18 protein-coding genes are annotated in these 24230 nt (G+C 66.5%); 13 read left to right on the top strand and 5 right to left on the bottom strand.

Annotated elements, in window-relative coordinates:
* The first annotated feature begins 3 nt into the window (after positions 1-3).
* The 3 genes from QX048_RS12215 to QX048_RS12205 all read left to right on the top strand — a co-directional run bounded on the left by QX048_RS12215 (position 4) and on the right by QX048_RS12205 (position 5361).
* Positions 4-1332, top strand: coding sequence for a polyhydroxyalkanoate depolymerase (locus QX048_RS12215; protein WP_315715141.1), 1329 nt, complete (start codon positions 4-6; stop codon positions 1330-1332).
* A 208-nt stretch (positions 1333-1540) separates the two neighbouring features.
* The gene (locus tag QX048_RS12210) at positions 1541-2380 is read left to right on the top strand and encodes a SprT family zinc-dependent metalloprotease (protein ID WP_315715142.1); all 840 of its coding nucleotides are present in this window, start codon (positions 1541-1543) and stop codon (positions 2378-2380) included.
* 317 nt (positions 2381-2697) lie between these two features.
* Positions 2698-5361, top strand: coding sequence for an EAL domain-containing protein (locus tag QX048_RS12205; protein WP_316200486.1), 2664 nt, complete (start codon positions 2698-2700; stop codon positions 5359-5361).
* Between the two features lie 49 nt (positions 5362-5410).
* Here the strand turns inward: QX048_RS12205 and QX048_RS12200 are convergent, their stop codons facing one another.
* Entirely contained in the window at positions 5411-7609 is a 2199-nt protein-coding gene (locus tag QX048_RS12200; RefSeq protein WP_316200487.1) for a penicillin-binding protein 1A, read from the bottom strand.
* Between the two features lie 154 nt (positions 7610-7763).
* Between QX048_RS12200 and QX048_RS12195 the strand changes: the two genes are divergently transcribed.
* The 4 genes from QX048_RS12195 to QX048_RS12180 all read left to right on the top strand — a co-directional run bounded on the left by QX048_RS12195 (position 7764) and on the right by QX048_RS12180 (position 9783).
* Positions 7764-8192 (top strand): DUF1330 domain-containing protein, encoded by a 429-nt coding sequence (locus QX048_RS12195; protein ID WP_316200488.1) that lies wholly within the window; start codon positions 7764-7766, stop codon positions 8190-8192.
* A 259-nt stretch (positions 8193-8451) separates the two neighbouring features.
* A complete protein-coding gene (locus tag QX048_RS12190) occupies positions 8452-8766 on the top strand; it encodes a metalloregulator ArsR/SmtB family transcription factor (protein ID WP_315715146.1) in 315 nt (104 codons plus the stop codon).
* Complete coding sequence (locus QX048_RS12185) at positions 8763-9122, top strand: SRPBCC domain-containing protein (protein WP_315715147.1); 360 nt, start codon at positions 8763-8765, stop codon at positions 9120-9122. The genes QX048_RS12190 and QX048_RS12185 overlap by 4 nt, the downstream gene beginning before the upstream one ends.
* 43 nt (positions 9123-9165) lie before the next feature.
* Positions 9166-9783: an ATP-dependent Clp protease proteolytic subunit gene (locus tag QX048_RS12180; protein WP_315715148.1), complete on the top strand. Its 618-nt coding sequence runs from the start codon at positions 9166-9168 to the stop codon at positions 9781-9783.
* 255 nt (positions 9784-10038) lie between these two features.
* Here QX048_RS12180 and QX048_RS12175 read toward each other — a convergent pair whose 3' ends face one another.
* The 3 genes from QX048_RS12175 to QX048_RS12165 form a co-directional block, all read right to left on the bottom strand.
* Entirely contained in the window at positions 10039-11265 is a 1227-nt protein-coding gene (locus QX048_RS12175; RefSeq protein WP_315715149.1) for an ABC transporter substrate-binding protein, read from the bottom strand.
* Positions 11266-11644: 379 nt separating this feature from the next.
* Entirely contained in the window at positions 11645-12010 is a 366-nt protein-coding gene (locus tag QX048_RS12170; protein ID WP_315825557.1) for a DUF1304 domain-containing protein, read from the bottom strand.
* A 94-nt stretch (positions 12011-12104) separates the two neighbouring features.
* Positions 12105-14900 carry a [protein-PII] uridylyltransferase gene (locus tag QX048_RS12165; protein WP_316174428.1) on the bottom strand — a complete coding sequence of 932 codons (2796 nt, stop codon included), beginning with the start codon at positions 14898-14900 and terminating at the stop codon, positions 12105-12107.
* A gap of 196 nt (positions 14901-15096) precedes the next feature.
* Here QX048_RS12165 and QX048_RS12160 point away from each other — a divergent pair, with 196 nt between their 5' ends.
* From QX048_RS12160 to QX048_RS12140, 5 genes are all read left to right on the top strand, one after another.
* Positions 15097-16071 carry an aliphatic sulfonate ABC transporter substrate-binding protein gene (locus QX048_RS12160; RefSeq protein WP_316174430.1) on the top strand — a complete coding sequence of 325 codons (975 nt, stop codon included), beginning with the start codon at positions 15097-15099 and terminating at the stop codon, positions 16069-16071.
* Positions 16072-16397: 326 nt separating this feature from the next.
* Positions 16398-17246, top strand: coding sequence for an ABC transporter permease (locus QX048_RS12155; protein ID WP_316174431.1), 849 nt, complete (start codon positions 16398-16400; stop codon positions 17244-17246).
* Complete coding sequence (locus tag QX048_RS12150; RefSeq protein WP_315715154.1) at positions 17246-18031, top strand: ABC transporter ATP-binding protein; 786 nt, start codon at positions 17246-17248, stop codon at positions 18029-18031. The genes QX048_RS12155 and QX048_RS12150 overlap by 1 nt, the downstream gene beginning before the upstream one ends.
* A 57-nt stretch (positions 18032-18088) precedes the next feature.
* Entirely contained in the window at positions 18089-18598 is a 510-nt protein-coding gene (locus tag QX048_RS12145) for an OsmC family protein (protein ID WP_315715155.1), read from the top strand.
* Between the two features lie 219 nt (positions 18599-18817).
* Complete coding sequence (locus QX048_RS12140) at positions 18818-19618, top strand: hypothetical protein (protein ID WP_316174433.1); 801 nt, start codon at positions 18818-18820, stop codon at positions 19616-19618.
* Between the two features lie 171 nt (positions 19619-19789).
* On the opposite strand, the gene mutS is transcribed toward QX048_RS12140, so the two are convergent.
* The gene (mutS, locus tag QX048_RS12135) at positions 19790-22534 is read right to left on the bottom strand and encodes a DNA mismatch repair protein MutS (RefSeq protein WP_316200489.1); all 2745 of its coding nucleotides are present in this window, start codon (positions 22532-22534) and stop codon (positions 19790-19792) included.
* Positions 22535-22894: 360 nt separating this feature from the next.
* Between mutS and pcaF the strand changes: the two genes are divergently transcribed.
* Positions 22895-24103 carry a 3-oxoadipyl-CoA thiolase gene (gene pcaF, locus QX048_RS12130; protein ID WP_315751909.1) on the top strand — a complete coding sequence of 403 codons (1209 nt, stop codon included), beginning with the start codon at positions 22895-22897 and terminating at the stop codon, positions 24101-24103.
* Positions 24104-24230: the final 127 nt, after the last annotated feature.

The raw sequence follows: 24230 nt of genomic DNA, 5'->3' as shown, positions 1-24230 counted from the left end.
AGAATGCCGATAGGTGAGTTTGGCGGTGCACCGCCCCTGGCGTCGGAAGGCAGTCCAGTCCTGACGACGCCGATGTACTGGATGTACGAAATGGCGCATGCCTCGCTCAATCCGGCGCGCGCCGTCACCGACGCCACCAAGATCCTGTTTCAGAATCCGCTCAATCCCTGGGCCCACACCCAGATGGGCAAATCGGTCGCGGCGGCCTGCGAACTGTTCGAGCGCACCACACGCCGCTACGGCAAGCCCGAATGGGGACTCGACGAGACCGAGGTCAACGGCATCCGGACCCCGGTCGAGGTCCGCTCGATCTGGGAAAAGCCGTTCTGCAGGCTGCTCTATTTCGACCGCAAGCTGACCCGCCCCTTGCGCGCGCCGCAGCCCCGGCTGCTGATCGTGGCGCCGATGTCCGGCCATTACGCGACCCTGTTGCGCGGCACGGTGGAAGCGTTCCTGCCGACCCACGAGGTCTATATCACCGATTGGTCCGATGCGCGGATGGTCCCGCTGGCCGAAGGCCGCTTCGATCTCGACGACTACATCGACTATGTCATCGAGATGCTGCGCTTTCTCGGCACCAACATGCACGTCATGGCGGTGTGCCAGCCGGCGGTGCCCGTTCTGGCGGCGGTCTCGGTCATGGAGGCCGAGCGTGACCCGTTTGCGCCGATCTCGATGACCTTGATGGGCGGCCCCATCGACACCAGGCGCAACCCCACCGGCGTGAACAATCTCGCCCAGGAGCGCGGCATCGACTGGTTCCGCAACCACGTCATCACCAAGGTGCCGTTCCCGCATCCGGGCGTGATGCGCGACGTCTATCCGGGCTTCCTGCAGCTGAACGGCTTCATCAGCATGAATCTCGACCGCCATGTCGACGCCCACAAGGCGCTGTTCGCCAACCTGGTGAAGGGCGATGGCGATCAGGTCGACAAGCATCGCGACTTCTACGACGAGTATCTCGCCGTCATGGACCTGGCTGCGGAATATTATTTGCAGACGGTGGAGACGGTGTTCATCAAGCACGCGCTGCCGAAGGGCGAGATGACCCATCGCGGCACCCTGGTCGATCCGTCGAAGGTTACGCGTGTGGCGTTGATGACGGTCGAAGGCGAGAAGGACGATATCTCCGGTCTCGGTCAGACCGAGGCGACGCACGGACTCTGCTCGTCGATCCCGGATCACCGCCGGGTTCACTACGTGCAACCGGGTGTCGGTCACTACGGCGTGTTCAACGGCTCGCGATTCAAGTCGGAGATCGTGCCGCGCATCAACGATTTCATGTTGTCGGCAGCCGATCCGAAGTCGCTGCTCGCCATTGCGGCTGAATGAGCGAAGACGATGGTCACCGCGCATCCGAATCCGGCTGCGCGGTAACCCTTTGAAGGGACGGTCGAAACCGAAACTCAGGAGTGACTCAAGCAGTGAATGTGGCGTCGCTTCTTGAGCGATGCTTTTGAATCTGAATTCATGTTTTCGGGGGCGCGCGAGGCCCAACTGCTAGGGTGCGGAACCTTCTGAACCCCTGTATGTTGGGCAAATGATTTGTTTTTGCGCCGAGCGCTTTCCCTGGCGGTGGATATGGCAAAATCCGGGCGAGCTCTTACCCCCCGGACTGACAGAAATGGCCACTCGCGCGCTACTCTATCGGCGGCCCGCCGAACCCTCGCGTCTTCTCGTCAAGCATGGCTCGCAAATCTACTCGATTAGATTGCGGCGTCACCGTCGTGCGCGACGTTATACCCTGAGAATTCATCCGTCGGATCGCGAGGCGATCCTCACGATGCCGCCGCGCGGCACCATCATCGAGGCGAAAGACTTCGCGCAGCGTCACGGCGCCTGGATCGCAGCCCGTCTAGGACGTCTGCCGAAGGCGGCGCCGTTCCTGCCGGGCACGTTGGTGCCGCTTCGCGGCGTGCCGCACAAGATCGTGCATCGCGCGGGCGAACGCGGCACGGTGTGGACCGAGACGCGAGACAGTGGCGAGAAGATCCTGTGCGTGGCCGGCGGGATCGAGCACACTGAACGCCGCGTGCTCGACTTCCTGAAGCGCGAGGCGCGCCGTGACCTGCAGAAGGCGGCCGACGCCTATGCCGAGCAGCTTGGCGTCAAGGTCAAGCGGCTGTCGATCCGCGACCAGTCCAGCCGCTGGGGCTCGTGCACCTCGGCCGGCTCGCTGTCGTTCTCGTGGCGCCTGATCCTGGCGCCGCCCTTCGTGCTCGATTATCTCGCGGCGCACGAGGTCGCGCATCTGATCGAGATGAACCACTCGCCGCGGTTCTGGAAGGTGTGTGGCCGGATCTGCGCCTCGGTCGAGCGCGCCAAGAAGTGGCTCGACACCTGCGGCAACGACCTGCATCGCTACGGCATCGACGATTGAGGTCTCGACGACGGACCGCTCGACGATGTGAATCCCAATGGCCCGGCCTTCTGGTCCGGGCCATTTCTTCGTCGGGTTCCAATCTGCAATGATGAACTCAGAACCCGCCTGCGGACTATCGAATTCTTAAGCCTTCTCGCCTGCAGTCGGAGGATATTGCCCAATTCGGCGGCGCTTTAACGTGGCTGTAACGCTGCGCTCGCCAGATTTACCGCAATCAAACCCAAGGTGACGTCCCAGCGAGCTGCCGGGTCGTTCGCTGCAACCAAAGCGCAGATCGTTTCTCTCGAAACGTGCAGCGCGCCTCGAATCGAACGATGCTTGCAAGCGAGTTCCAACCGGCCGCATCCACACAATTGCTCTCGGCCGCGCTCGACGGTGTTTCCGAGGCGATTCTCTTTCTCGACGCGCAGGGCCACGTCCAGCACGCCAATCGGGCGGCGTCGGTGCTGCTGCGGCGCGAGCCGGCCGCTCTGGTCGGCGCCGACCTCGAAAGTCTGGGTCTGCCCGCGGATCTGATCCCGGCGATCGCGTGCGACGAGACGATCGACGCGCAGCACGAGGCGGACCAGTCCGACGCCCGCGAAACGACGATGCGCCATGCCGACGGCGGGCGGACCCGCCTCCGCCTGTCGCTGTGCGCGCTCCCGCCGGGCCGGGAGGATGAGCCGGTCCGTTCGCTGCTGTTCATTCGTGACGTGACCACCGAAGTCGACATGCGCGAGCGCAATGCGCTGCTGACGTCGGTCGCCGACCGGACCAACCGGGCCGTCATCGTCACCGATCGCGATCTCAACATCCTCTACACCAACGCCGCCTTTGCCAGCCTGTTCGGCTACACGCCTGAACAGGCGGTCGGGCGCCGCGCCGAGGAGCTGCTGATCGGCCCCTGCACCGATCCCGCCATCGTCGACCGGCTGAGACAATGCCTCGAGGACGACCGTGGCATCGAAGAGGACGTGCTGGTCTACGACAAGGACGGCCGCGAGATCTGGACGACCGCCTATGTCAAGGCGCACCGGACCAAGCGGGGCAAGGTCAGATATCTGTTCGGGCTGCTCACGGACATCCGGGAGACCAAGCAGCTGCGCTCGCTGCAGCAGCTGATCATGGCGTCGCTGGCGTCCGACGTTTCGATCACGACCATCGCCGATCAGCTGTGCCGCCGGGTCGAAGAGCTCGCTCCGGACGTCGTCTGCTCGATCCTGCACGTCGATTCCGATGGGCACGTACATCCGCTCGGCGGCCCCAGCCTGCCGCCCGCTTATTCGGCCAGCCTCGACGGCGTCGCGATCGGGCCGGACGTCGGCTCCTGCGGCACCGCCGCCTATCTCTGCGAGCCGGTGCTGTCGCACGACATCGATAATGATCCGCGTTGGCAACCCTACAAGGCCGGCCCGCTCGCTGCCGGCCTGCGTGCCTGCTGGTCGTCGCCCATCAAGGGTAAGGATGGCCGCGTCATCGGCACCTTTGCCTTCTACTTCCGTGAATGCCGCGGCCCCAGTCCCTGGCACGAGCAGATCGTCGCCGCCTGCGTCCAGCTCGGTGCGCTCGCCATCGAGCGCCAGGAGGTCCGCTCGACGATCTCACAGGTCGCCTATCACGACATGCTGACGGGCCTGCCGAACCGGGCCCGCATCCCGTCGCTGATCGCCGAAGCCATCAAGGCGTGTCCGGACGGCGGACACGTCGCCGTGGCCTTCCTCGACGCCGACAATTTCAAGGACGTCAACGACACGCTGGGCCATGCCGCCGGTGACGAGTTCCTGGTCGGCTTCGCCAACCGGCTGCGAGCGCAGATCCGCCCCGGCGACATGCTGGGCCGGCTCGGCGGCGACGAGTTCGTGATCGTGCTGCAGAACCGCGATGCCCTGGAAGCCTCGCTCGCGGCCGCGCGCATCACCGCCGCGCTGGCGATGCCGCTGACGATCGGCAAGCGCCAGGTGCCGATGTCGGCGAGCATGGGGCTCAGCCTCTATCCTGATAATGCCAAGGACATCGAGACCCTGATCAAGCAGGCCGACGCCGCGATGTACAAGGCCAAGCGCGGCGGCCGGGCGACCTATCGCTTCTTCAGCGCCGACATCGACAAGCTCGCCGAAGAACGGCTGATGCATTCGACCGCGCTGCGCGAGGCGATCGCCAGCGAGGCCCTGACGCTGCACTATCAGCCGCAGATCCGCACCCGCGACGGCGCGATCCACGGCGTGGAAGCGCTGGCGCGCTGGCACGATCCGGTGCTCGGCGAGGTCTCGCCCGCCAAGTTCATTCCGCTCGCCGAGGAATGCGGCCTGATCGAGCAGATCGGCGTGTGGTCGATCAAGCTGGCCTGCCAGCAGATGGCGTCGTGGCGCCGTGCCGGTCTCGACATCCCCTGCATCTCGGTGAACCTGTCGCCGATCAACTTCCAGAACGTCAACCTGGCGGCGATGGTGGCGCAGATCCTGGCCGCCAACGACCTGCCGGCGAAGATGCTGATGCTGGAGATCACCGAAGGCGTCATCCTCAACGAGCGCGCCACCGTGATCGCGACCATGAACGAGCTGCGCAACATGGGCGTCGGCCTGTCGCTGGACGATTTCGGCACCGGCTATTCGAGTCTGAGCCGGCTGGCCCAGCTGCCGATCGACGAGCTGAAGATCGATCGCAGCTTCATGCGCGATTTCGAGAACGACAGCGGCACGCGGGCGATCGTGACCGCGGTCGTGCGCGTCGGCCAGAGCCTCGACGTGGCAGTGGTCGCCGAAGGTGTCGAGACCGAGCCGCAGCGCAAGCTGCTGGCCGAGCTCGGCTGCGATGCAATGCAGGGCTTCCTGTTCGCGCGGCCGATGGCCGCCAGCGCCTTCAGCCGCTGGCTGCTGGACTACAGCGCGCTGCGGGCGAGCCTGATGCTGCGGCAGATCGGGCGCAAACTGGCCCGAGCGTCCGGCGCGGCAACCGCCGAGCCGGCAGCGCGTCCCATCGCCGCAGCCGCCAGCTGAGAAGGGTGCATCCCGTCGCGGATGCGCCTCTCACCTCATCTTCGCCGGCTCAGCGCTTTCCACCGAACAATCGATCCACCAGCCAGCCGTCGAGACCCGCGGCGGCTTCCGGTCGCGCGTTGCCGCGGCTCGGCGGCGCCGAGCGTGCGCTCGGTGCCGGCGCGGATGGCGCCGTGATCTGCGAGGCGATCTGCGCCAGGGTCGGGACCAGGCCCGAGCCCTGCGCGTTCGGCAGCGCCGCGACCGGCACGCCCTGATGCGCTGATCGCATGAAGCGGGTCCAGACCTCGACGGGCAGGCCGCCGCCGGTCGCCTTCTTGGTCGGCGAGTTGTCGTCGTTGCCGAGCCAGACGCCGGTGACGAGATGCGCGGTGTAGCCGATGAACCAGGCGTCGCGGAAATCCTGGCTGGTGCCGGTCTTGCCGGCAGCGATCCAGCCCGGGATCTCCGCCTTCTTCGCGGTGCCGGAGATCAGGGTCTCCTGCATCATCTGATTCATCATCGCCGCGTTGCGCGGCTCGATCACCTGCACCGGCTGCTCGGTCTGGCGCATGTAGAGCAGCTTGCCGTCGAGCGTCCTGATCCGCGTCACCACATGCGGCGAGACGGTGAGGCCGCCATTGGAGAACGGCGCGTAGGCGCCGACCAGCTCGATCATCGACACCTCGGAGGTGCCGAGCGCGATCGACGGGTTGGGATCGAGCTTGGAGGCGATGCCGAGCCGGTGTGCGGTCCGCACCACGTTCTTCGGTCCGACCTCGAGGCCGACGCGCACCGCGACCGTGTTGAGCGACATCGCCAGCGCCTGGGTCAGCGTCACCGGGCCGAAATATTCGCGGGTGTAGTTCTCCGGCTTCCAGCCCTTCAGATCGAGCGGCGCGTCCTGGCGGACCGTTTCCGGCGTCAGGCCCTGCTCGATCGCGGTGAGATAGACGAACGGCTTGAACGCCGAGCCGGGCTGGCGTTTGGCGGTTACGGCGCGGTTGAACTGGCTGTCGGCATAGTTGCGGCCGCCGACCATGGCGCGCACGGCGCCGTCGGGGGTCATCGCCACCAGCGCACCCTGGCTGACGTTGAACTTGACGCTCTTCGCCGCGAGCTCGTCGATGATGGCGGCCTCGGCGACGGATTGCAGCTTCGGATCGATCGTGGTCTCCACCACGATCGACTCCTCGACTTGGCCGACGAGGTCGTCGAGCACCTCGCCGATCCAGTCGGCGACGTAGTTGATGGTGCCGGCGCCGGCCGGCTTCACCGCGACGGATGGATGCGCGATCTGGGCCTGCGCCTGGGCCTCGGTGATGAACTTGGCCTCCGCCATCGCCGCCAGCACGGTCTGGGCGCGCTTGGCCGCGCCCTCCGGGTTGCGGTTCGGCGCCAGCCGCGACGGCGACTTGACGAGACCTGCGAGCATCGCGGCTTCGCCGATCGTCACCTGCCGCGCCGACTTGCCAAAATAGCGCTGCGCCGCGGCCTCGACGCCGTAGGCGCCCGAGCCGAAATAGACCCGGTTGAGATACAGCTCGAGGATCTCGCGCTTGGAGTACTTGCGCTCCAGCCACAGCGCCAGCTCCGCCTCCTGCAGCTTGCGCGCCAGCGTGCGCTCCTGGGTCAGGAACAGGTTCTTGGCGAGCTGCTGCGTCAGGGTCGAGCCGCCCTGCGACACGCCGCGATGCAGGATGTTGGCGACGACGGCGCGGGCGATGCCGATCGGGTCGATGCCGAAATGCTGGTAGAAGCGGCGGTCCTCGATGGCGATGAACGCCTTCGGCAGATAGGGCGGCAGATCCTTCAGCGCGACGTTGGCGCCGGCCATCTCGCCGCGCTGCGCCAGCATGGTGCCGTCATAGCCCACGATCTCGATCGTCGGCGGCCGCTTGGGGATCTCCAGCGATTGGATCGGCGGCAGATGCGCGCCGGCCCAGATCACGACGCCGACCAGCGCGATCACGCCCCACAGGCCGCAGACCAGCGCCCAGTAGAACATGCGCCCGATCGACATTCCCCAGCGCGACTTGCCGCGTCTCGGCTTTGGTTTCGGTGTCGAGGCCTTCGGCTCGCGCGCCGGCACATCGTCCTCGTCGTCGGGCTCGACCGGCCTTTTCTTTGCAGTCTTTGCAACTGACTTCTTGGGCGTGTCGTCGGAGGGAATGCGATCCTTGGGGTCGAGGCGCAGATCGGCCATCGCGGCCGCAAGACCGAATCGCGGCTCCTTGCGTCCGCCGCCCTGTTTCCGTCCCCGCGCCATACGCAACCCGAGCCCGCGACCCCGCCGTCCGACCACGGTAACGTCCGGAGTTTAAGGGGCAGTTAGAAAGACCTTAACGCGCGATTAGGAGTTTCGCGCCGCTAACGCCGCGTTATGGTTAAGCCAAGGTAAACAACAACAGGCGAGGGAGTTCATGGGCCATATCGATCCCACCAAGGAGGTGTTCGCGCAGTTTCGGGAGAACGACCGCCCGGGGCGGATCCACATGCTGAACCTGGTGCGGCTGCGCAGGGAGGCAGCCTATCCCGATGGACGCAAGGTCAGCGGCGCGGAAGCCTATGCCGCCTATGGCCGCGAGAGCGGCCCGGTGTTCGAGCGCCTCGGCGGCCGCATCGTCTGGCAGGGCCGCTTCGAGCTGATGCTGATCGGTCCGCAGGACGAACGTTGGGACCACTGTTTCATCGCCGAATATCCGAGCGTGCAAGCCTTCGTCGAGATGATCCGCGATCCCGTCTATCGCGAGGCGGTGAAGCATCGCCAGGCGGCGGTCGAAGACTCGCGCCTGATCCGCCACGCCGTGCTGCCGGTGGGCAAGAACTTTGGCGAGGTGCCGGCGGGGTAGGTCTCATTGCATTTCGCGTCTCATTGCATTTGCGAGACTGGTAGTACGGTGTTGCCACACAAAAGGTACGTTCCCTCCCCCCTTGTGGGGGAGGGCTAGGGAGGGGGGGGGGCCACGAAGACGGTCGCCCGGAGCTACCCCCCTCCCCAACCCTCCCCCACAAGGGGGGAGGGAGCGCGGCGGTGGACGGCGATAGGGAACGCCAACATCCACGTCGTCGACGCTTGCACGACACATAAGTTTATGCTTATGTGTCGGCATGATCGAGAGTGACATCTTCAGGGCCCTGGCTGATCCGACGCGATACGCGATCTTCGAGAAGCTGGCGAACGGCAGCATGAATGCCAGCGCGCTTCGCGAGGGTCTGACGATCAGCCAGCCGGCGATGTCCCAGCACCTCGCGGTTCTCCGAAGCGCGGGATTGGTGAGGGAAGAACGGCAGGGTCGCTTCGTCAACTATGAGGTCGATCCGGAGGGCTTGGCGCAGATCGCGCGCTGGCTGGCGAAGTACCGTGCCTACTGGCCGTCGCGGGTCGATGCGTTGAAGGCCGTGCTGAAGGACATGGACCAATGACCGATATCAAGGCTGACCTGCAGAGCGACGATCTGGTGCTCGACTACGAACTGGACGCGCCGCCGGAGAAGGTCTGGCGTGCCATCAGCATTCCTGCGCTGCGCGAGAACTGGCTGCCGCGCGGCGACCTCGCCGATGCTGCGCCAATCTCCGCGACGCCCGGCGAAGAAGTCCGCTACCGGATGCGCGACCACGAACCGCCGTTCCTGGAGAGCATCGTGACGTTCCAGGTCATGCCCAATGCCGAGGGCGGCACCAGGCTCAGAATCATTCACGGGTTGGTCGCCACGACGCTGATGCGGCGGACGCCGTCGGCGGCGAACAGCAACAGGCGCAGCCTGATGCGCGCGGCCTGATTCTCCAAGTCACCGACACCTCACTGAAACCGGGAGCTCGCGCATGCGCGACACGATGCAACTCGTCCCTATGGTCATCGAGCAGTCGAGCCGGGGAGAGCGATCCTTCGACATCTATTCGCGGCTGCTGCGCGAGCGGATCGTCTTCCTCAACGGCGAGGTCAACGATACGGTCTCCGCCCTGGTCTGCGCGCAACTGCTTTTCCTCGAGGCGGAGAACCCAAAGCGGCCGATCCATCTCTACATCAATTCACCCGGCGGCGTGATCACCAGCGGCCTGGCGATGTATGACACGATGCAATTCGTCAAAGCACCGGTGCACACGCTCTGCATGGGAACGGCGCGTTCGATGGGCTCGTTTCTTCTGATGGCGGGAGAGCCGGGCGAGCGGACGGCGCTGCCCAATGCAAGCCTTCACGTCCATCAGCCGCTCGGCGGCTTTCAGGGCCAGGCGTCCGACATCCTGATTCACGCGAGGGAGATGGAGCAGACCAAGCACCGCATGATCAGGCTCTACGCCGAGCATTGCGGGCGCAGCTATGAGGACGTCGAGCGCACCCTGGATCGCGATCACTTCATGACCGCGGACGAAGCCTTGCAGTGGGGCTTGATCGACCGCGTCGTCAAGCAACGCGACCTGGGTGACGTCATCAACGACTGATACTCCCTCGACGCGACGGCGGATCCTGCCGCAACAGCCGTCGTCACCCGCGATGCGGTCGAATGACCGTCGGCGAGCGCACGCAGCGGCGAACGGGCGCAACCCGTGCCGCAATGCAGAACGGGGCCGCGCCATCGCGCAGCCCCGTACCATCGATGTTGACCGCGTCATTCCGGGGCGAAGCGCAGCATCGAACCCGGAATCTCGAGGTTGGTTCGTCGCTGTCGCGACGCCCTGGAACGACGTCGAGTGCAGCTAGCCCGCCGCGCCCTTGTCCTCCAGAATCGGGCCGAACAGCTCCCAGCGCTCGCCGTTGAACTTCATCATCTGCAGTTGCTTGTTGACGCGATAGTCGGTCGGCGAGGTGTTGATCTTCATTCCCGGTAGCGAGAAGTCGCCGGTTACATCCTTCAGCGACGCCGCCTGCTTCATGACGTTCTCGTGCGTCAGGTTGTCGCCGCACATCTGCAACACGGTGACCAGGAGCTGCGCGGTCGAATAGCCGTAGGTATTGAAGTTCGAGTTCTTGTCACCCTCGGGATAATACTTGGCCATGAAATCGAAATAGCGCTTCAGGCCCGGATCGTCCTTCCACTGCGGGTCGAGCGGATCCTTGCCGTAGTTGACGGAGATGACGCCCTTGGCAGCGTCGAGGCCCGCAGGCTGCATGACCGCGCCGACCGAGGTCGCGTTGATGTCGACAATGTGCACGGGGTGCCAATCGAGCTCATGGAGCTTCTTGATCGCCTGCGCGGCTTGTTTCGGCGTCGCGGCCGAGAACAACAGGTCGGCTCCCGCCGACTTGATCTTCAGGATCTGCGAGTCGATGGTCGGATCGGAAACCTCGTAGGAGGCTTCGGACACGATCATCGTCGACGCCTTGTCGCCGAGGCCGGCCTTGATGCCGTTCAGGTAGTCCTTGCCGAGATCGTCATTCTGATAGAGCACGCCGATCTTGGCGTTGGGATGCTCCTTCAGAATATACTGGCCGTAGATGCGGCCCTCGGTGAAGTAGTTGGGATTGTACCCCATGGTCCACGGGAAGTTCTTGGGGTCCGTGAACTTGGTGGCGCCGGTGGCGGCGAACAACTGCGGCACCTTCTTGGCGTTGAGGTATTTCTGGACCGCGGCGTTGGACGGCGTGCCGATGATCTGGAAGGTCAGCAGAACTCCGTCGTCCTCGACCAGCTTGCGGACCTGCTCGACGGCCTTGGGCGGCGAATAGGCGTCGTCATACTGGATCAGCTTGATCTTGCGGCCGTTGATGCCGCCCTGCTCGTTGATCATGTTGAAATAGGCGGCCTGGGTCTTGCCGATCGAGGCATAGGCCGAGGCGGGACCCGAGAACGGCACTGTCTGGCCGATCTTGATCTCGGTGTCGGAGGCGCCGGGGTCGTACTTCTTCTGGGCCGAGGCTGACGTGACGGAGAGGGTGACGGCCAAAGCGGCCGCCCCTGCAAGACGGAAATATCCCTGTCGCATGGGGTCTATCGTTCCTCCTGATTTGTTATGCGGCTGGTCTGCCCGACCGGGGCGCCATCGCTGGGAGGGAGTGTGGAGGAAGGGCTGGGCGGACGCAAGGCGAGGGGAGCACGGGTGCGGCGGTTCCGTCGATGTCGCTATGATGAGCCCAACTGGCTCAACAAGTTCGGTGTCGTCCCGGCCAAGCCCGGCGTCGCGCAGCGACGTCGGGCGCAGAGCCGGGATCCATGGCCACAGGCCGTCGTGTGGCTACGGCTCGGAGTGGCGATCCTGCCCCAAAACGCTGCCTGGGATTATGGGCCCCGGATCGGCGCCGCGACGCGCTTGTGCGCGTCACGGCTTGTCCGGGACGACACAGAGGATGGAGATACAGCCCGGCTCAGCCCGCGAGCCAAACCAGCACCAGGCCGATCGTGGCCGGCACGCTCTGGATGAACAGGATCTTGCGGCTGGCGGTGGCGGCGCCATAGAGCCCGGCGACGAGCACGCAGAGCAGGAAGAAGATCTTGATCTGGAACGCGAAGGCCGGCGTCGGGTGCGCCAGGCCCCAGAACAGGCCGGCGGCGAGGAAGCCGTTGTAGAGGCCCTGATTGGCGCCGAGCACCTTGGTCTGCTCCGCGCGCTCCGGCGTGTTGTTGAACGCTCTCAAGCCGGCCGGTTTGGTCCAGAGAAACATCTCGAGTACCAGAATGTAGACGTGCAGCAGGCCGATCAGCCCGACGACGATGCCTGCAATCAATGCCATGGTTCGGCTCCCCCAAGCCTGCGTGGGCCGGCGCTGGTGCCGGTCCCCTCGTTCAAATCGAGCTCCGAGCGGCTCAGGGCCGCGCGATGGTCGCTCATGCCGCCGGTTGAGCGGCCGCGTCGTCGTTCGCCAGCAGATGCAGCAGCGCGCTCTTGATCGCGGCCTGCCGGGTCGGCGCGTTGATCTGCGCGCCCAGCAGGTCGGTGACGTAGAACACGTCGCGGGCGCGTTCGCCGAAGGTGGCGACATGGGCCGAGGCGATGTTGAGATTCAGCTTCGAAATCGCGGTGGTCAGCTCGTACAGCAGGCCGGGGCGATCGAGGCCGGAGACCTCGATGACGGTGTAGAGCTCCGACCATTGATTGTTGATGGTGACCTCCGGCTCGACCGAGAACGCCTTGTGCTGCTTGCCCCGCGTCGTCCGCCGCGCCACGGCGTCCGGCAGCCGCAGCTTGCCCTCCAGCACCTGCTCGATGGTCTCGCCGATCCGCGTCGCGCGGCGGCCTTCGTCCTCGTCGCGCTCATATTCGCGGGAGATCGCGATGGTGTCGAGCGCGCGCCCGTCGGTCGTGGTGTAGATCTGGGCGTCGACGATGTTGGCCCCGGCGGAGGCGCAGGCGCCGGCGATGATCGACAGCAGCCACGGATGGTCCATCGCGAAGATCGTCAGCTCGGTCACGCCGCGCGCCGGATCGAAGCCGACATTGATCGCGAGCTTGTGGCCGGCATCCTCGCTCGATCGCACGAAGCGGGCATGGCGGATCTTGCGCGGCAGCTCGACCTTGAGCCAGTAGGCCGGATAGTGCCGGCCGATATAGGTGTTGAGCTCGTCCTCGGGCCAGTCGGTGAAGGCGTTGCGGAATTCGGCCTGCGCCGCGGTGATGCGCTTGGCGCGGTTGACCTCGGAGAAGCCGCCGGTCAGTACCGGCTCGGTCTCGTAATACAGCGTACGCAGCAGCTGCGCCTTCCAGCCGTTCCAGACGCCGGGGCCGACTCCGCGGATGTCGGCGGTGGTCAGGATGGTCAGCAGCTTCATCTGCTCGACGGACTGCACCACGGCGGCGAAATTCTCGATCGTCTTGCGGTCCGACAGGTCGCGCGACTGCGCCACCGTCGACATCGTCAGATGCTCCTCGATCAGCCAGGCGACCAGTTCGGTGTCTGCATTGTTGAAGCCGAGCCGCGGGCACAGCCGGCGCGCGATCTTGGCGCCGGCGATGGAATGGTCCTCGGGCCGCCCCTTGGCGACGTCGTGCAGCAGCACGGTGATGTAGATGACAGCGCGGTGCTCGGGCCGGATCTTGCGCATCAGGTCGGAGGCCAGGGTGAACTCGTCGATGCCGCCGCGCTCGATCTCCTGCAGGAACCCGATGCAGCGGATCAGGTGCTCGTCGACCGTGTAGTGATGATACATGTTGAACTGCATCATCGAGACGATGCGGCCGAAGGCGCGAATGAAGTGGCCGAGCACGCCGGTCTCGTTCATCCGCCGCAGCACGACCTCGGCATCGTTGGAGGTCAGGATCTCCATGAACAGCCGGTTGGCCACGGGATCGTCGCGCAGCTCGGTGTTGATCAGGTTCAAAGAGCGCGTGACCGCGCGCATCGCGTCGGGATGGAAGGCGAGGTTGTGCTTCTGCGCCAGCCGGAAGATGCGGATCAGATTGACCGGATCGTGCTTGAAGACGTCGGGCGCGGCGAGGTTGATGCGGTTGTTGTCGACGATGAAGTCGTCGCTCTCCGGCACGCGCCGCCAGGTGGCGCCGGTGGTCAGGCGCGAGATCATCCGGCTCAGCACCGGCGCCGGCTTGGCCTGCTGGTCCTCGAGCTTGGCGCACAGGATGGCGGTGAGATTGCCGACCTCCTTGGCGACCAGGAAGTAGTGCTTCATGAAGCGCTCGACATCCTGCATGCCGGGATGGCTGGTGTAGCCCAGCCGCACCGCGATCTCGCGCTGCAGGTCGAACGACAGCCGTTCTTCCGGACGGCCGCTGACGAAATGCAGGTTGCAGCGCACCGACCACAGGAAGTCCGCGCAGCGCCGGAAGGTGCGGTATTCATGCGCGTCGAACACGCCGCGCTCGACCAATTCGGCGGTCTCGCGCACGCGGTAGACGTATTTGGCGATCCAGAACAGCGTGTGCAGGTCGCGCAGGCCGCCCTTGCCGTCCTTGACGTTGGGCTCGACGAGATAGCGCGACTGGCCGCCGCGGCGGTGCCGCTCCTCGCGCTCGGCGAGCTTGGCGGCCACGAACTCGGCTGCGGTGCCCTGCACCACCTCGCTGTCGAAGCGCGCGACCAGCTCGTCATAGAGCGGCCGGTCGCCCGCGAGATAGCGCGTCTCCAGGATGGCGGTGCGGATGGTCATGTCGCCGCGCGCCTGGCGGATCGACTCGTCGACCGAGCGGGTCGCGTGGCCGACCTTCAATCCCATGTCCCACAGCGAGTACAGAATGGCTTCGGCGACCTGCTCGCCCCAGGCGGTCTGCTTGTAGGGCAGGATGAACAGGAGATCGATGTCGGACTCCGGCGCCATCAGGCCGCGGCCATAGCCGCCGGTGGCGACCACCGCCATGCGCTCGGCGCCGCTCGGCACCTGCGAGCGATAGAGGTGCTGGGTGGCGGCGGCGTAGAGGATGCGAATGATCTCGTCCTGCACGAAGCAGAGCTGCTCGGCGCAGCGCCGGCCGTGGCGGTCCTTCAACAGTTGCGCCTGGGCCGCCGCGCGCGCCTTGACCAGCTCGGCCTTGAGGAATTGCACCACGGCGGCGCGGAACATGTCCTCGCGTCCCGAATGCTGCGCGGCCAACGCGTCGACCGCAGCCGCGATGCCGGCGCTGTCGAAATCGGAAAGGCTATCAGGGTGGGAATGGGGGGCGACGCTGTCCATGGATGCAACCGGATATCGAACAAGGCCTGTGCTGTCACGAAACTTCCAATGCAACAATCGATCCATGCTGTCATCGGTGCTCACGGGATGATGATCGTTCTGAACGGCGCCGTCGAAAGGAAAAGCAATTCTCGCGCGCCCCTGGCATAACTCATTGAAACAACAGCAATGTTTCTTGAGGGTTGGAGGGGTGACGATGGGTGGATTGTCGAGGCGCGGATTTGCTGCGGTTGCGGCCGTGGTTCTACTGGGATGCGGCGCTGCACGCGCGGCCGAACCGGTGAAGGAGATCCGCTTGGATTGGGCGACCTACAATCCGGTGTCGCTGGTGCTGAAGCAGAAAGGACTTCTGGAGAAGGAGTTCGCCAAGGACGGCATCAGCATCGTCTGGGTGCAGTCGGCCGGCTCCAACAAGGCGCTCGAATTCCTCAACGCCGGCTCGCTCGATTTCGGCTCGACCGCCGGCTCCGCCGCGCTGGTCGCCCGGATCAACGGCAACCCGATCAAGTCGGTCTACGTCTATTCGCGGCCCGAATGGACCGCGCTGGTCAAGGGCAAGGATTCCAAGATTGCCTCCGTGGCCGACCTCAAGGGCAAGCGGGTCGCGGTGACCCGCGGCACCGATCCGCACATCTTCCTGGTGCGCGCGCTGCTGTCGGCGGGCCTCACCGACAAGGACATCACGCCGGTATTGCTGCAGCACGCCGACGGCAAGGCGGCGCTGATCCGCGGCGACGTCGACGCCTGGGCCGGGCTCGATCCGATGATGGCGCAGGCCGAGGTCGAGGAGGGCGCCAGGCTGTTCTACCGCAAGGCCGACGCCAACACCTGGGGCATCCTGAACGTGCGCGAGCAGTTCCTGAAGGATAATCCGGAGATCGTCCGCCGCGTGCTCGCCACCTACGAGGTCGCGCGCAAGGACGCGCTGGCCAACTACGACGACCTCAAGAAGACCTTCATCGCCGTCACGAAGCTGCCTGAGACGGTGGTCGACAAGCAGCTCAAGGAGCGCACCGAGCTGACCCATAGCCGCATCGGCGCACCCCAGCGCGAGTCGATTCTGGCTGCGGGCCTGGCGCTGCAGCAGGCCGGTGTCGTCGATGCCAAGGTGGATGTGAAGGCCACGCTGGACGCCCTGATCGACGACCAGGTCCCGTTGCCGACGAATTAGGACTTGCACGGCTCGGGCAATAGGCCGCTGCGCCAAATCGCCTATGCCAAGAGCCGGCGATCAAAAACCGGTGTCGTCCCGGACAAGCTCGCCAACGCGATGGCGTTGGCGGGCGCAGATCCGGCAGACTTTCCAGACACAGGGACCCATACTCCGTGACGCCTGTTGTTGACCACGCTTGAGCGGCATCTCGCTCCACAACGACCGCCGCGGCGTATGGGTCCCGGCGCAAGGCCGGGACGACAGCGAGTTTTGGGGCGCCGTCCCTGGCCTCCATCGCCATCCGCCCCCACGCCTTGCATTCGCACCCGAGCGCTGTTCTCACTATGACCATGACCGTCGAACTCCAGGCCCCCGCCGCGGCGGCCACACCGCAGACCGCCAGCCAGCCATGGCTCACGCGGCTGATGCGCCCGCTGCTCGGCTTGCTGCTGCCGCTGTCGCTCGCACTCGCCTGGGAGCTTGCCGTCCGGGCCGGCTGGTCCAACGGCCGGCTGGTGCCGCCGCCCTCGAAGGTCTTCACCACCATCGCCGAGCTCGCCCGCTCCGGCGAACTCTCCCGCCACATCACGATGACCTTGACCCGCGTCGGCATCGGCTTCGGCCTCGGCGTCGCCGCCGGCACGCTGCTCGGCGGCATCTGCGGCTATTGGGGTTTCGCGCGCCGGCTGGTCGATCCGACGATCCAGGCGCTGCGTGCGATTCCGTCGATCGCCTGGGTGCCGTTGTTCATCTTGTGGCTCGGCATCTTCGAGACCTCCAAGGTGGCGCTGATCGCAGTCGGCGTGTTCTTCCCGGTCTATCTCGGCCTGACCGGTGCCATTCTTTCGGTCGACCGCAAGATCGTCGAGGTCGGCCGCGTTTTCCGCCTGTCCGGACCGGCCATGATCCGCCGCATCCTGCTGCCCGCGGTGCTGCCGGCCTATGTGGTGGCGCTGCGCGTCGGCCTCGGCCTGGGGTGGATGTTCGTCGTTGCCGCCGAGTTCATGGGCGCCTCCGAAGGGCTTGGCTACCTCCTGATCGACGGCCAGCAGCTCGGCAAGCCGGCACAGATCGTGGCGGCCATCGTCATCTTCGCGATCATCGGCAAGGTCACCGACTGGCTCCTGGAGATATCAACCGCGCCGCTGTTGCGCTGGCAGGACAGTTTCGCGCGCCAGAGCGGGGCGGCCTGATGCTGCAGCTCGCATCCGTCACCAAGGTCTATCCCAACGGTGTCCACGCGCTGGAGCGGTTCTCGGCCGGGATCCAGCTCGGCGAGATCATCGCCATCATCGGCGGCTCCGGCTGCGGCAAGTCGACGTTGTTGCGCACCATCGCCGGGCTCGACCGCGCCAGCGCCGGCACCGTGACGCTCGACGGCGAGGCGATCATTGCGCCGCATCCCAAGGTCGGCATCATCTTCCAGGAGCCGCGGCTGCTGCCGTGGCTCACGGTCGCCGACAACATTGGCTTCGGCCTGTCCGAGCTGCCGGCAGCCGAGCGTCGCGACCGTGTCGCCCGCGCGCTGCAACGTGTGGGCCTCGCCGACAAGGCCAAGGTCTGGCCGCGCGAACTGTCCGGCGGCCAGGCGCAACGCGTCGCGATCGCCCGCGCATTGGTGGCGCAGCCGGAGGTGCTCCTGCTCGACGAGCCGTTCTCTGCGCTCGATGCCTTCACCCGCAAGGATCTGCAGGATCATCTGCTCGATCTCTGGGCCGATACGCGCCCGACGCTGGTGCTCGTGACCCACGACGTCGAGGAGGCCGTGGTGCTGGCCGACCGCGTGCTGGTGATGCGGCCGCATCCGGGCCGGCTGTTCGAGGAGATCACCATCAATCTGTCGCGGCCGCGCGACCGCAACGCGCCCTTGTTCGAGCAGTTCAAGCGGCATGTCTTGACCGCGCTGGACCGCTCGCTCGACCGGACGATGCCGGACACGCAGGGCAGGCGTGAGCCCGGCGGCGGCCTGTGGTGGTGACTTTGGCGGCCCGGCCCGGTACATCTCGTCTGAAATAAATCCGCGAGAGAACGACAAATGGATGCTGCCGAGCTGCGCGCCATGCAGGCGCCGATCAAGGAACGCTACAAGGCCGACCCGTCCGCCGCCGTGATCACCTTGAAGGCCAAGGGCGAGGTCGGGCAGGAGGGGCTGACCTGCAAGCTCGAGACCGGGCGCGCGATGGCGGTGGCCGGCCTGCATCCCGGAACTGGCGGCTCGGGGCTCGAGCTGTGCTCCGGCGACATGTTGCTGGAGGCTCTGGTGGCCTGCGCCGGCGTCACCTTGAAATCGGTCGCGACCGCCGTCGAGGTGCCGCTCAAGAGCGGCCACGTGTTCGCCGAAGGCGATCTCGATTTCCGCGGCACGCTCGGCGTCGACAAGGAGGCGCCGGTCGGCTTCCAGGAAATCCGTCTGCGCTTCGAGGTCGACACCGACGCGCCGCAGGACAAGCTCGACCTCCTGCTCAAGCTCACCGAGCGCTATTGCGTGGTCTATCAGACCATCAAGAACGGCCCGAAGGTGTCTGTCAGCTTGAAGCGGGTGTAGTGCGCGGCGGCGCTGCCTCTGAGGAGACAAGCTGTTGAGGCTCGCTCGGTCTGCGCCTCCCCCGCCTGCGGGGGAGGTCGCCTCGCATCGCCGATGCGAGGCGGGTGGGGGACTTCTCTCCACACGGCACACCCCATCATCGCCGCCCGAGCCGCGCCCCCACCCCAGCCCTCCCCCGCAGGCGGGGGAGGGAGCCCACCGCCTGCGCAGCATGAACTGATGTCCCTCGATCCCTCCTTCCTGCTGCTGCTGGCTCTGCGCATGGCGATCGCGGCGTCGTTCGTGGTGTCGGCGTCGATGATCGCCGAGCGCACCGGGCCCGTGATCGGCGCGCTGGTCGCGACGCTGCCGATCTCGGCGGGTCCGACCTACGTGTTCCTGGCGCTGGATCACGATGCCGCGTTCATCGCGCAGGGCGCGCTGACCAGCCTGCCGATCAATGCCGCCACGATCTTCCTCAGTCTCGCTTACGCCGTGCTGGCGCAGCGCCGCAGCGTGCTGGTGGCAAGCGCCACCGCGGTGGCGGTGTGGCTCGGTCTCGCCGCGCTGATCAAGAGCGTGCAATGGACGCTCTTGATGGGCATCGTCGCCAACATCATCACTTTCGCGATCTGCCTGCCGCTGCTGCAGCGCTATCGCCATGCGAAGATGCCGCTGATCACGCGGCGCTGGTACGACGTGCCGCTGCGCGCTTCGCTGGTGGCAACGCTCGTCGCCACCGTCACCTCGGTCTCCGGCTGGGCCGGTCCCAGCGTGTCCGGCATCCTGGCGCTGTTTCCGATCGTCTTCACCTCGATGATGCTGATCCTGCAGCCGCGCATCGGCGGGCCCGCGACGGCGGCCGTGCTGGCCAACGGCGCCTACGGCCTGATCGGCTTCTCGCTCGCGGTGGTCGTGCTGCATCTCGGCAGCCTGCATCTGGGCGCCGTCGCCGGCCTGAGTGGTGCGCTGGCGACCTGCGTCGGCTGGAATCTCGGACTATGGTGGCTGGGGCGACGGAAGGTCGCTGCGGTCCGATAGGTCGCTCCACGTCATTGCGAGCGAAGCGAAGCAATCCAGGGCTGCGGGCGGGACTCTGGATTGCTTCGGCGCAAAGGCGCCTCGCAATGACGGCGGTTGTTGATCGATTGACCTCGCCACACTCGGTGTCATTCCGGGCTCGCGCTTTGCGCGCCCCGGAATGACGGCCAGCTATGACTTCGGCAATTTCGCCTTCAGCGCATACAGCGCGTCCATCGCCTCGCGCGGCGTCATCTCGTCCGGATGCAGCGCTTTCACGGCGGCGATCAGCTCTTCCGCCTCCTTAGACATCGCAGGCTCGGCTGCGGCGCGCGAGGGCACCGCGAACAGCGGCAGATCATCGACCAGCGCGCGGGCGTTCTGGCCGCGGTCGGCGGCCTCCAGTTTCGCCAGCACCGATTTGGCGCGGCTGATCACGGCCGGCGGCAGGCCGGCGAGCTTCGCCACCTGGATGCCGTAGGAGCGGTCGGCGGAGCCGGGCAGCACCTCGTGCAGGAACACGACGTCGCCCTGCCATTCCTTGACCCGCACCGTGGCGTTGAACAGCCGTGGTAGCTTGGCAGCGAGGGCTGTCAGCTCATGGTAATGCGTCGCGAACAGCGTGCGGCACCGGTTGCTCTCGTGCAGATGCTCGATCGCGGCCCAGGCGATGGAGAGGCCGTCGAAGGTCGCGGTGCCGCGCCCGATCTCGTCGAGGATCACCAGCGCGCGCTCGCCGGCCTGGTTGAGGATCGCCGCAGTCTCGACCATCTCGACCATGAAGGTCGAGCGTCCGCGCGCCAGATCATCGGCGGCGCCGACGCGCGAGAACAGCCGGTCGACGATGCCAATGCGGGCGCGGCTCGCCGGCACGAACGAGCCGATTTGGGCGAGCAGGGCAATCAGCGCGTTCTGGCGCAGGAAAGTCGATTTGCCGGCCATGTTCGGGCCGGTGAGCAGCCAGAGCTGACCGCTCTTGTGCCCCGGCGTCGGCGACAGGTCGCAGGAATTGGCGATGAACGGCTGCCCCTCACGCTTCAGCGCCTGCTCCACCACCGGATGACGGCCGCCCTCGATGGCGAAGCCGAGCGAGTCGTCGACCTCCGGGCGCACATAATTGTCGTCGACCGCGAGCTTCGCCAGCGCGGTCGCGACATCGAGCATCGCGAAGCCGTGCGCGGCGGCGCGCAGATCGTCGCCGATCGCGAGCGCCTGTGCGCACAGCCGGTCGAAGATCTCGAGCTCGAGATTGAGCGCGCGCTCGCCGGCATTCGCAATCTTGGCCTCGATCTCGCCGAGCTCTGATGTCGTGAAGCGCACCTGGCCCGCCAGCGTCTGGCGGTGGATGAAGGTCGCGTTCAACGGCGCCGACATCAGCTTGTCGCCGTGCTGCGCGGTGACCTCGACGAAATAGCCGAGCACATTGTTGTGCCGGATCTTCAGGGCCTTGACGCCGGTCTGGTCGGCGTAGCGCGCCTGCATCGAGGCGACGACGAGGCGCGAGGCGTCGCGCAGATTGCGGGTCTCGTCGAGCGTCGCGTCGTAGCCGGATCGGACGAAGCCGCCGTCGCGCTTGATCAGCGGCAGCTGCTCGTCAAGCGCGCGGGCGAACTCCTCGGCCAGCGCGCGCGCCGGCCGCGCCAGCGCGGCCATCACCGAGGCGATCTCCTGCGGCGGCTGGTCGAGCGCCGACAGCCGCGCCAGCGCCTGGTCGGCCGCAACGATACCGTCGCGCAGAGCGGCGAGATCGCGCGGACCGCCGCGGCCGACGGACAGCCGCGCCATAGCACGGGTCATGTCGGGCGCGCCGCGCAGGATGGAGCGGATGTCCTCGCGCGCGGCGCTGTCGGCGACGAAGACGTTGACGGCATCCAGCCGCCGGCCGATCTGCACCGGCTCCGTCAGCGGCGCGGCGAGCCGCTGCGCCAGCAGGCGCGAGCCGGCCGAGGTCACCGTGCAGTCGATCGCGTCGAGCAGCGAGCCGCGGCGCTCGCCGGCGAGCGTGCGCGTCAGTTCGAGGTTGGCGCGCGTCGCCGGATCGATCGCCATCGTGCTGCCGGTCGCCTCGCGCGCCGGCGGCGCCAGCGGCGGGCGCTGCCCCACTTGCGTACGTTCGACATAGGTGACGCAGGCGGCCGCCGCGGTCGCTTCCAAACGCGACAGCACCGCGAGGCCGTCCATGGTGGCGACCGCGAAATAGTCGCACAGCCGCCGTTCGGCGGTGGCCCCGTCGAACACGTCGCGCGTGAGCGGCGTCACCGCGGCGAGCTCGCGCAGCACCGGCTCGAACGCTTCGTCCGAGTACAGCGCGTCGGAGACGATGACTTCGTTGGGATTGATCCGTGCCAAGGTCGCCGTCAGCTCGGCGAACGCGCATTCGGTGACGATGAAGTCCGACGTCGAGATATCGATCCAGGCAAGCCCGAGCCGGTCGCCGCCGGAGGAGCCGCGGCTGCGCGCGATCGACAGCAGATAGTTGTTGGCGCGCGCATCGAGCAGATTGTCTTCCGTCAGCGTGCCCGGCGTGACCACGCGCACCACGCCGCGCTTGACCACGCTCTTGTTGCCGCGCGCCCGCGCCGCCGCCGGATCCTCCATCTGCTCGCAGACGGCGACGCGGATGCCTTGCGCGATCAAGCGATGCAGATAGTCCTCGGAGCGCTCCACCGGCACGCCGCACATCGGGATGTCCTGGCCCAGGTGCTTGCCGCGCTTGGTCAGCACGATGCCGAGCGCTTTCGAGGCGGCTTCCGCATCCTCGAAGAACAGCTCGTAGAAGTCGCCCATCCGGTAGAACAGCATCAGCCCCGGATGCGCTGCCTTGATGTCGAGATACTGCTCCATCATCGGCGTGAGCTTGGCCGGCGCCTCGGCGGGCGCGGCCGCAGGCATTGATTCTTGCGGAACCGGGGCGGAGATGGGCTGCTGGATCGTCATGGCGCGGAAACTAGCCAATTTGCCCGGACGGTCCTACCGCTTTGCAGGCGATGTCCCGGTTTTCCACGATGAGCGGTGCCTGCTGTTGCATCTCCCCCGCTTGCGGGGGAGATCGTATCGCATCGAAGATGCGATACGGGTGGGGGAAGTCTCTCCTCACGGGGATTCTCGCTTGGGGCGGCCCCCACCCCAACCCTCCCCCGCAAGCGGGGGAGGGGGCGCACCGCTCGCGTTGAGATAGCGTCGCATACGACAGCGCCGCGCATGCCACCCCGCGCTCCCGTCATTTGACCTGCCCCGATCGCACTCCTAAAACCGCCGTCAATTCTGACCAGAAACACGAAAGTTCGGGAGAGAGCGATGCGAGACGTGTTCATTTGTGATGCGGTGCGGACTCCGATCGGCCGGTTCGGCGGCGCGCTGGCCAAGGTGCGCACCGACGATCTCGCGGCCACCCCGCTCAAGGCACTCAAGGCGAAGCATCCCAATCTCGACTGGGCTGCCGTCGACGAGGTGTTCTTCGGCTGCGCCAACCAGGCCGGCGAGGACAACCGCAACGTCGCGCGCATGGCGCTGCTGCTCGCGGGCCTGCCGGATTCAATTCCCGGCCAGACCTTGAACCGTCTCTGCGCCTCCGGTCTCGACGCGGTCGGCGCGGCGGGACGTGCGATCCGCGCCGGCGAGGTCGATCTCGCGATCGCGGGCGGCGTCGAATCCATGACGCGCGCGCCGTTCGTGCAGGGCAAGGCGACGGAGGCGTTCTCGCGCTCGGCCGAGATCTTCGACACCACGATCGGCTGGCGCTTCATCAATCCCCTGATGAAGCAGCAGTATGGCGTCGATTCGATGCCGGAGACCGGCGAGAACGTCGCCGAAGAATTCCAGGTCTCGCGCGCCGACCAGGACGCGTTCGCGATCCGCTCCCAGCAGCGCGCCGGAAAGGCCATCGCCTCGGGCTATTTCGCCGCCGAGATCACGCCGGTCATGGTGCCCGGCGGCAAGGCCGGCCCTGTGACGGTGGACAAGGACGAGCATCCGCGCCCCGAGACCACGCTCGAAGGTCTGGCCAAACTGAAGCCGATCGTGCGCAATCCGGGCACGGTCACCGCCGGCAATGCGTCGGGCGTCAATGACGGCGCCGCCGCCATGATCCTCGCTTCCGAAGCCGCCGTGAAGAAGCACGGCCTCACGCCGCGCGCGCGCGTTCTCGGCCTCGCCTCGGCCGGCGTGCCGCCCCGCATCATGGGCATCGGCCCGGTGCCGGCGGTGCGCAAGCTGATGGAGCGGCTCGGCCTCAAGATCACCGATTTCGACCTGATCGAGCTGAACGAGGCGTTCGCGTCCCAGGGCATCGCCTGCCTGCGCCAGCTCGGCGTCGCCGAGGACGCCGATTTCGTCAACCCGCATGGCGGCGCCATCGCGCTCGGTCATCCGCTCGGCATGAGCGGCGCGCGCATCGCGATGACCGCGGTGCACGGCCTCGAGGTCCGCGGCGGCAAGCGTGCGCTCGCCACGATGTGCGTCGGCGTCGGCCAGGGCGTCGCGCTGGCGATCGAGACGATCAACTGACGACGCGCTGAGCGCTTCGTCATTCCGGGCAGCCCGCAGGGCTGAACCCGGAATCTGGAGATGAGTCCTGCAATATCGAGATTCCGGGTTCGACGCTGGCGCGTCGCCCCCGGAATGACGGAGTCCT

The organism is Bradyrhizobium sp. SZCCHNS30572, from assembly GCF_032484415.1.
Lineage (GTDB): Bacteria > Pseudomonadota > Alphaproteobacteria > Rhizobiales > Xanthobacteraceae > Bradyrhizobium.
The sequence above is the reverse complement of the archived record's forward strand: the minus strand, read 5'-3'. Positions and strand labels throughout refer to the sequence as shown.

What these genes read in the sequence shown, in the direction of transcription:
- QX048_RS12215 (WP_315715141.1), top strand. Translation starts at nt 4, where the DNA reads ATGCCGATAGGTGAGTTTGGCGGTGCACCGCCCCTGGCGTCGGAAGGC.
- QX048_RS12210 (WP_315715142.1), top strand. Translation starts at nt 1,541, where the DNA reads ATGATTTGTTTTTGCGCCGAGCGCTTTCCCTGGCGGTGGATATGGCAA.
- QX048_RS12205 (WP_316200486.1), top strand. Translation starts at nt 2,698, where the DNA reads ATGCTTGCAAGCGAGTTCCAACCGGCCGCATCCACACAATTGCTCTCG.
- QX048_RS12200 (WP_316200487.1), bottom strand. Translation starts at nt 7,609, where the DNA reads ATGGCGCGGGGACGGAAACAGGGCGGCGGACGCAAGGAGCCGCGATTC.
- QX048_RS12195 (WP_316200488.1), top strand. Translation starts at nt 7,764, where the DNA reads ATGGGCCATATCGATCCCACCAAGGAGGTGTTCGCGCAGTTTCGGGAG.
- QX048_RS12190 (WP_315715146.1), top strand. Translation starts at nt 8,452, where the DNA reads ATGATCGAGAGTGACATCTTCAGGGCCCTGGCTGATCCGACGCGATAC.
- QX048_RS12185 (WP_315715147.1), top strand. Translation starts at nt 8,763, where the DNA reads ATGACCGATATCAAGGCTGACCTGCAGAGCGACGATCTGGTGCTCGAC.
- QX048_RS12180 (WP_315715148.1), top strand. Translation starts at nt 9,166, where the DNA reads ATGCGCGACACGATGCAACTCGTCCCTATGGTCATCGAGCAGTCGAGC.
- QX048_RS12175 (WP_315715149.1), bottom strand. Translation starts at nt 11,265, where the DNA reads ATGCGACAGGGATATTTCCGTCTTGCAGGGGCGGCCGCTTTGGCCGTC.
- QX048_RS12170 (WP_315825557.1), bottom strand. Translation starts at nt 12,010, where the DNA reads ATGGCATTGATTGCAGGCATCGTCGTCGGGCTGATCGGCCTGCTGCAC.
- QX048_RS12165 (WP_316174428.1), bottom strand. Translation starts at nt 14,900, where the DNA reads ATGGACAGCGTCGCCCCCCATTCCCACCCTGATAGCCTTTCCGATTTC.
- QX048_RS12160 (WP_316174430.1), top strand. Translation starts at nt 15,097, where the DNA reads ATGGGTGGATTGTCGAGGCGCGGATTTGCTGCGGTTGCGGCCGTGGTT.
- QX048_RS12155 (WP_316174431.1), top strand. Translation starts at nt 16,398, where the DNA reads ATGACCATGACCGTCGAACTCCAGGCCCCCGCCGCGGCGGCCACACCG.
- QX048_RS12150 (WP_315715154.1), top strand. Translation starts at nt 17,246, where the DNA reads ATGCTGCAGCTCGCATCCGTCACCAAGGTCTATCCCAACGGTGTCCAC.
- QX048_RS12145 (WP_315715155.1), top strand. Translation starts at nt 18,089, where the DNA reads ATGGATGCTGCCGAGCTGCGCGCCATGCAGGCGCCGATCAAGGAACGC.
- QX048_RS12140 (WP_316174433.1), top strand. Translation starts at nt 18,818, where the DNA reads ATGTCCCTCGATCCCTCCTTCCTGCTGCTGCTGGCTCTGCGCATGGCG.
- mutS (WP_316200489.1), bottom strand. Translation starts at nt 22,534, where the DNA reads ATGACGATCCAGCAGCCCATCTCCGCCCCGGTTCCGCAAGAATCAATG.
- pcaF (WP_315751909.1), top strand. Translation starts at nt 22,895, where the DNA reads ATGCGAGACGTGTTCATTTGTGATGCGGTGCGGACTCCGATCGGCCGG.